Origin of the sequence: Achromobacter sp. GbtcB20 (assembly GCF_019091095.1) — a bacterium.
Classification (GTDB): Bacteria; Pseudomonadota; Gammaproteobacteria; order Burkholderiales; family Burkholderiaceae_B; genus Achromobacter; species Achromobacter mucicolens.
Genome location: NZ_JAGXJZ010000175.1, coordinates 1 through 590, shown reverse-complemented (window position 1 = coordinate 590; position 590 = coordinate 1). Strand labels below are relative to the sequence as shown.

The window sequence follows — 590 nt, the reverse complement described above, 5'->3', positions numbered from 1 at the left end:
GTGGTGCTGGGCTTCACCGGCATGATGGTGCGCTGGTTCGAGTCCTACCTGATCGGGCCCGACGTCGGCCACATCCCGGTGTCGAACCTGTACGAGGTGTTCATCCTGTTCGCGCTGATCACGGCGCTGTTCTACCTGTATTACGAGGAGCGCTACGCGACGCGCCAGCTGGGCGCCTTCGTGCTCCTGATCATCGGCGCGTCGGTGGGCTTCCTGCTCTGGTACACGGTGTCGCGCGACGCCGCCACGATCCAGCCGCTGGTGCCGGCGCTGCAGAGCTGGTGGATGAAGATCCACGTGCCGGCCAACTTCATCGGCTACGGCACCTTCGCCCTGGCGGCGATGGTCGGCACCGCCTACCTGCTGAAATCCCACGGCATCCTGGCCGACCGCCTGCCGTCGCTCGAAGTGCTGGACCACGTCATGTACAAGGCGATTTCGATCGGCTTCGCCTTCTTCACGGTGGCCACCATCCTGGGCGCGCTGTGGGCGGCCGAGGCCTGGGGCGGCTACTGGTCCTGGGGCCCGAAGGAAACCTGGGCCCTGATCGTCTGGCTCAACTTCGCGGCCTGGCTGCCCCTGCGCCTGGT

The 590-nt window shown here is 66.4% G+C and carries 1 protein-coding gene; it reads left to right on the top strand.

Features of this window, described 5'->3' with window-relative positions:
* On the top strand, positions 1-590 hold a 590-nt coding region (gene ccsA, locus KVT32_RS28420), incomplete at both ends, for a cytochrome c biogenesis protein CcsA (protein WP_217619241.1).